This is a genomic window from Ideonella sp. (assembly GCF_035254525.1).
Lineage (GTDB): Bacteria > Pseudomonadota > Gammaproteobacteria > Burkholderiales > Burkholderiaceae_C > Ideonella.
Genome location: NZ_DATFAN010000085.1, coordinates 1 through 4836, shown reverse-complemented (window position 1 = coordinate 4836; position 4836 = coordinate 1). Strand labels below are relative to the sequence as shown.

Sequence of the window (4836 nt, the reverse complement as noted above, 5' to 3'; positions counted from 1 at the left end):
CCAGATTCGCCGCGCGCTGGAGCCGATGACGTCGATTCGAGCGCTTCGCTTCGACCTCGCAGCCCGAACCTTGGGCGTCGACGCGCCGCGCTCGGACTGGCCAGACATCACGCGCGCCATCCGGGCAGCAGGTTTCCACGCCGAGGCAGCGGTGGCTTCGCCCGACCACTCGCAGGTGAAGCGCTCGCAGCGGCTGGAGGGTGTTCGCATTCTGCTGGCCCTGGCAGCCGCATCGCTCGCGGAGTACATCTCGTTCGTCGCACCCGACCGCCCAGGCTTGGAAACCATGGGCATGCTGGTCGCCGCAGCGGCCGTTGCGATGTCGGGCTTCGCTGTTCTTCGCAAAGGCGTCGCCGCGCTACTGGTGGGCAGGCTCGACATCAGCGTGCTGATGAGCGTGGCCGTTCTCGGTGCATTCGCCATCGGCCAATGGCCGGAAGCGGCGATGGTGATGGCCTTGTACTCGCTGGCCGAGCTCATCGAGGCTCGTGCAGCTCAAGGAGCGAGGCAAGCCATCCAGCGCCTGTTGGAACTTGCGCCTGCGCAGGCAGAAGTGCTTCAAGCGGACGGCACGTGGGTTGGCATGCCGGCGCAACAGGTCTGCGTCGGCTCGCGTGTCCGCGTCAAGCCCGGCGAGCGATTCCCGCTGGATGGCGTCGTGACGAATGGGTGCAGCACGGCAGACCAATCGGCGGTCACCGGCGAAAGCATGCCGGTCGACAAGGAGGCTGGCGATGAGGTGTTCGCGGGGACCATCAATCAAACCGGAGCCCTGGAGTACGACACGACTGCCGAAGCCGACGACACGGTCCTGGCACGGGTCATCCACGCCGTCGAGGCCGCACAGCACAAGCGCGCCCCGACGCAACGATTCGTCGACCGGTTTGCGGCCGTCTATACGCCGGGGGTCCTGGTCATTGCGTTGGCCATCGCGGCGGGAGCGCCGTGGCTGCTGGGGTGGCCCTTGCACACCAGCCTCTATCGCGCGCTGGTCATGCTCGTCATCGCGTGTCCGTGCGCCTTGGTGCTGTCGACGCCGGTGACCATCGTGAGCGGTTTGACCGCCGCGGCGCGCAGAGGCATCGTCATCAAGGGCGGCGCGTTCCTCGAACGTGCCCGTGAGCTCCAAGTCATCGCGCTGGACAAGACTGGCACGCTCACCGAGGGCAAACCAAGACTCGTGGCGACGGTGATGCTGTCGCCGAACCACTCGGAACGAGAGGTGCTCAGCCACGCACGCAGCCTCGCCCTGCGCTCAGACCATCCGCTGTCGCAGGCCGTCGCGGCGGGGCTCGACGCCGAGCCGCTTGCGGTGGAGCGCTTCGGCGCGGTCCACGGTCGAGGCGTCCATGGCGCTGTCGCTGGCACGGACTACACCCTGGGCAGCCATCGCTGGGTCGAGGAGCGCGGTCAATGCTCGACGCGCTTGGAGGCCCTGCTGGACGAGCACGAACGGAATGGGCGCAGCCTCGTGGTGTTTGCGGATGCAAATGGTCCGCTCGCCTTGTTCGCCGTTGCCGACACCACCCGGTCGACTGCAAGAGACAGCGTCGCGGAACTGCACGCGCTGGGCCTGCGAACGGTGATGCTCACCGGTGACAATCAAACGACGGCGCGGTTCATCGCCGCCGAGACGGGCGTCGGGGATGTCTGCGCGAATCTCCTGCCTGAGGACAAGTTGCTTGCGCTTGAGCATCTCAGGCAAGGGACTACGCCGGTGGCCATGGTGGGCGACGGCATCAACGACGCGCCTGCACTCGCAGCGGCGGATGTCGGATTCGCGATGGGCGGCGCCGGTGCGCACGTCGCGGTGGACGCGGCCGACGTGGTCGTCATGAACGACCAACTCGGTCGCGTCGCCGAGACCATTCGCTTGTCTCGCCGCACGCACGCCATGCTGTGGCAGAACATCGCCATCGCGCTCGGCATCAAGGCCGTGTTCTTCGCCATGGCCCTCGCCGGCAGCGCCACCATGTGGATGGCGGTCTTCGCCGACATGGGCGCCAGCCTGCTCGTGGTCGGCAACGGCCTGCGCCTGGCGCGCGCGTCGTCATCCATAGCTTAGCGGTACCGTCGCCATACTGCGCCCACTCGTCATTGGGGAGTAGCCGTCCTGCGCAACTCAGGGGCTCGCGTCAACACACTCGGCGCTCACGGCCATGGCGCGAGCCGCTCCTCTTGCGCGACGCAGACGGCGGAAACCAGGGCCGATGAGAGGCCGAATCGGCGAGGCGAGTGGCAGTCAGGCAGTGAGGAACATCACCGCCACGGCCACCGCCATGACGCCGGTGGCGGCCCAGCCGAAGAAGCGATGCCGCCTGGAAATCGTCAGCTCGCCCATGATGCGCGGCGACTGTCCAATCCACATCATCACCACCATGATGGGCACCGAGATGACGCCGTTGACGATGGCGCTCCAGACGAGCGCCTTGATGGGGTCGACCTCGAAGACGCTCACCAGCGTGCCGATGCCGGTGGCCGCGATGATGATGGCGTAGAAGCCGCGAGCTTCATGGAAGCCATGCGACAGCCCGGCCTTCCAGCCGAACACTTCGCTGACCGCATAGGCCGCCGAGCCCGCCAGCACCGGCACCGCGAGCAAGCCCGTGCCGATGATGCCCAGCGCGAACAGCGCAAACGCGAACTCCCCAGCCAGCGGCCGCAGCGCCTCGGCGGCTTGCGCCGAGGTCTGGATGTTCGTGATGCCGTGCAGGTTCAGCGTCACGGCCGTGGCCAGTACGATGCACAAGGCGATGATGTTGGAGAAAGACATGCCGACATAGGTGTCCTGCTTGATGCGATAGAGGTGCTCGCGCGCGTAGGCGGGAACCAGGCGCAGCACCGCGACATCCGGCCGGCGATGGTTGTCCTCCACCTCCTGCGACGCCTGCCAGAAGAAAAGGTACGGGCTGATGGTGGTGCCCAGGACAGCCACCACCATGCTCGCGTAGTCGCTCGCCTTTACGTCCGTAGGAAAGAAGGCCCAGGGCTGCAGCGACTCCACCGTCGCCTGGCGCCACGGCACCTGCACCACCATCAGCACCGCGAAGTAGGAGAACAGCGCCAGCGTCAGCCACTTGAGGATGCGCACCGAGCGCTCGTAGGAGAACAGCACTTGGCCGAGCACGCACAACGCGCCGAATGCGACGATGAACACGACCTGCGTGCCACCCATCAGCAGGTGCGCGGCTTCGGCCATCGCGCCGATGTCGGCGGCGATGTTGATGCTGTTGGCCACCACGAGCAGCGTCACCAGCGTCATCGTCAGCCAGCGCGGGCAGATCTTGGCGATGTTGGCGGCCAAGCCTTCGCCCGTGACCCAACCGATGCGGGCCGACAGCATCTGGATGCCAATCATCAGCGGCGTGGTCAGCAGCAGCGTCCACACCAGGCCGAAGCGGAACTGCGAGCCGGCTTGCGAATAGGTGGCGATGCCGCTCGGGTCGTCGTCGGCGGCGCCGGTGATGAGGCCGGGGCCCAGGCGCTGGGCGATGGCCCGGGTATCAGGCAGTCTGTTGCGTGCGGTCGCGACGGCGCGCGACAGCAGAACATTGCGGGCGATGAGTTGTTGCACGGGTGGCTCCCCGCCGCCGTGCTCGAGGGCACGACGGAAGATGCGGCGCTTCTTGGAGCCGCAAGGTGACGAAGGTCTCCGGGGAGTGAGCCGAGCGGCGCAGCGCCGCTCGGTAAGGCTCGCTGGTCCCGGGGGTGGTCAGGTCAGTGCCCCCACCGCCCGGTGCGCGGCCCGTGTCGACGCGAGGTCAGACGAGCTGCAGACTGGACGGCGAAGGCCAGCAACTAGGCGCTGGGTTCATGGCAATGCCGTCAAGTGAAGGAAGCTCGATTATCGCGGGGGCCGGTTGAAAGCGTCAATCGCAGGGTGCGCACAGCGGTCGCGGCGTCCTCAGCCGGAGCGACACGTCCGCAAGAAACGCCGCGTTGATGACGGTCACGGTCTATCACACGCGCCTGTGCCACAGTCCAAACACCACAGGACCATTGCTGGTCCCAGGAGTCGCCATGAAGCGCACGATTGAGCCCACGCGCGCCGGCGTGCGCATCAGCGCGTCGGCAGCACCCGACAAGCAGCGAGCCTTGCTTGACGAACTCGCCAGATGCGCGAGCGGCACATGTTCCTGTCCGAGCCCGCAATACGACAAGGTCCAGGCGATGGAGGTCAGAGCCCAGCCCTCTGGCGTGACGGTCGAGCTCACCGTCAAGCCTGGCGAACACATTGACGTGGCGGACATCGAGAAGTGCTTGGACCACACCGCCAAGCAGATTGGGGCGTAGTCGCTCCGATGCCTCGTGGGGGAAGGGCGGTTGACTTGGCGGGCAACGGTGGGCGGCAGGTGCATCGTCGTTCGTTGCGGCCAACCCGTGTGCCCGACGTGTCGCAACTCTGCGGCACCTGACGTGACGCAGGCAGTCAGGCGAGCCGTTTGAAGGGTGCAACAGCGCATAGCCAATCTCGCCACGATGGTCTCCTTTGGGTCAATGAAGCCGCAGCGGCGAGCCTGCATTGCGTCGACTCACGCCGGCCACGATGCCAAGAAGCGGTCCTGCAACTTGAGGCGATAGCGAACGGCGACGACGGAGAACGGACAACTCGAGCACTTCGCGGCAGATCCCGTCACTCGAGGTACATGGCAGACAAGAGTGCGCGTCGCCGCGCATCGATGAGGATTGCCTGCATGGCCGCCGGCTCCAATGGCTTGCGGACGAACAGGTCAAACCCGGCCCGTATGCATCGCTCCTCGTCTTCGGGGGGGGTCTCGCCCCGTCCAGCACACGAACCACGGGTTGCAGAGATTCGAGTTCTCCTTCTTGGCTTCT

3 protein-coding genes and 1 riboswitch are annotated in these 4836 nt (G+C 66.4%); of the genes, 2 read left to right on the top strand and 1 reads right to left on the bottom strand.

The features are described from left to right. On the top strand, positions 1-2065 hold a 2065-nt coding region (locus tag VJ693_RS08300; protein WP_324153190.1), incomplete at its 5' end, for a heavy metal translocating P-type ATPase. Positions 2066-2087: 22 nt separating this feature from the next. Then, positions 2088-2237, top strand: a riboswitch (yybP-ykoY riboswitch). Positions 2238-2242: 5 nt separating this feature from the next. On the opposite strand, the gene VJ693_RS08295 is transcribed toward VJ693_RS08300, so the two are convergent. Further along, positions 2243-3574: a divalent metal cation transporter gene (locus VJ693_RS08295; RefSeq protein ID WP_324153188.1), complete on the bottom strand. Its 1332-nt coding sequence runs from the start codon at positions 3572-3574 to the stop codon at positions 2243-2245. A gap of 446 nt (positions 3575-4020) precedes the next feature. Between VJ693_RS08295 and VJ693_RS08290 the strand changes: the two genes are divergently transcribed. Further along, on the top strand, positions 4021-4293 hold the full coding sequence (locus tag VJ693_RS08290; protein WP_324153186.1) for a hypothetical protein: 273 nt from the start codon (positions 4021-4023) through the stop codon (positions 4291-4293). The last annotated feature ends 543 nt before the right edge of the window (positions 4294-4836 follow it).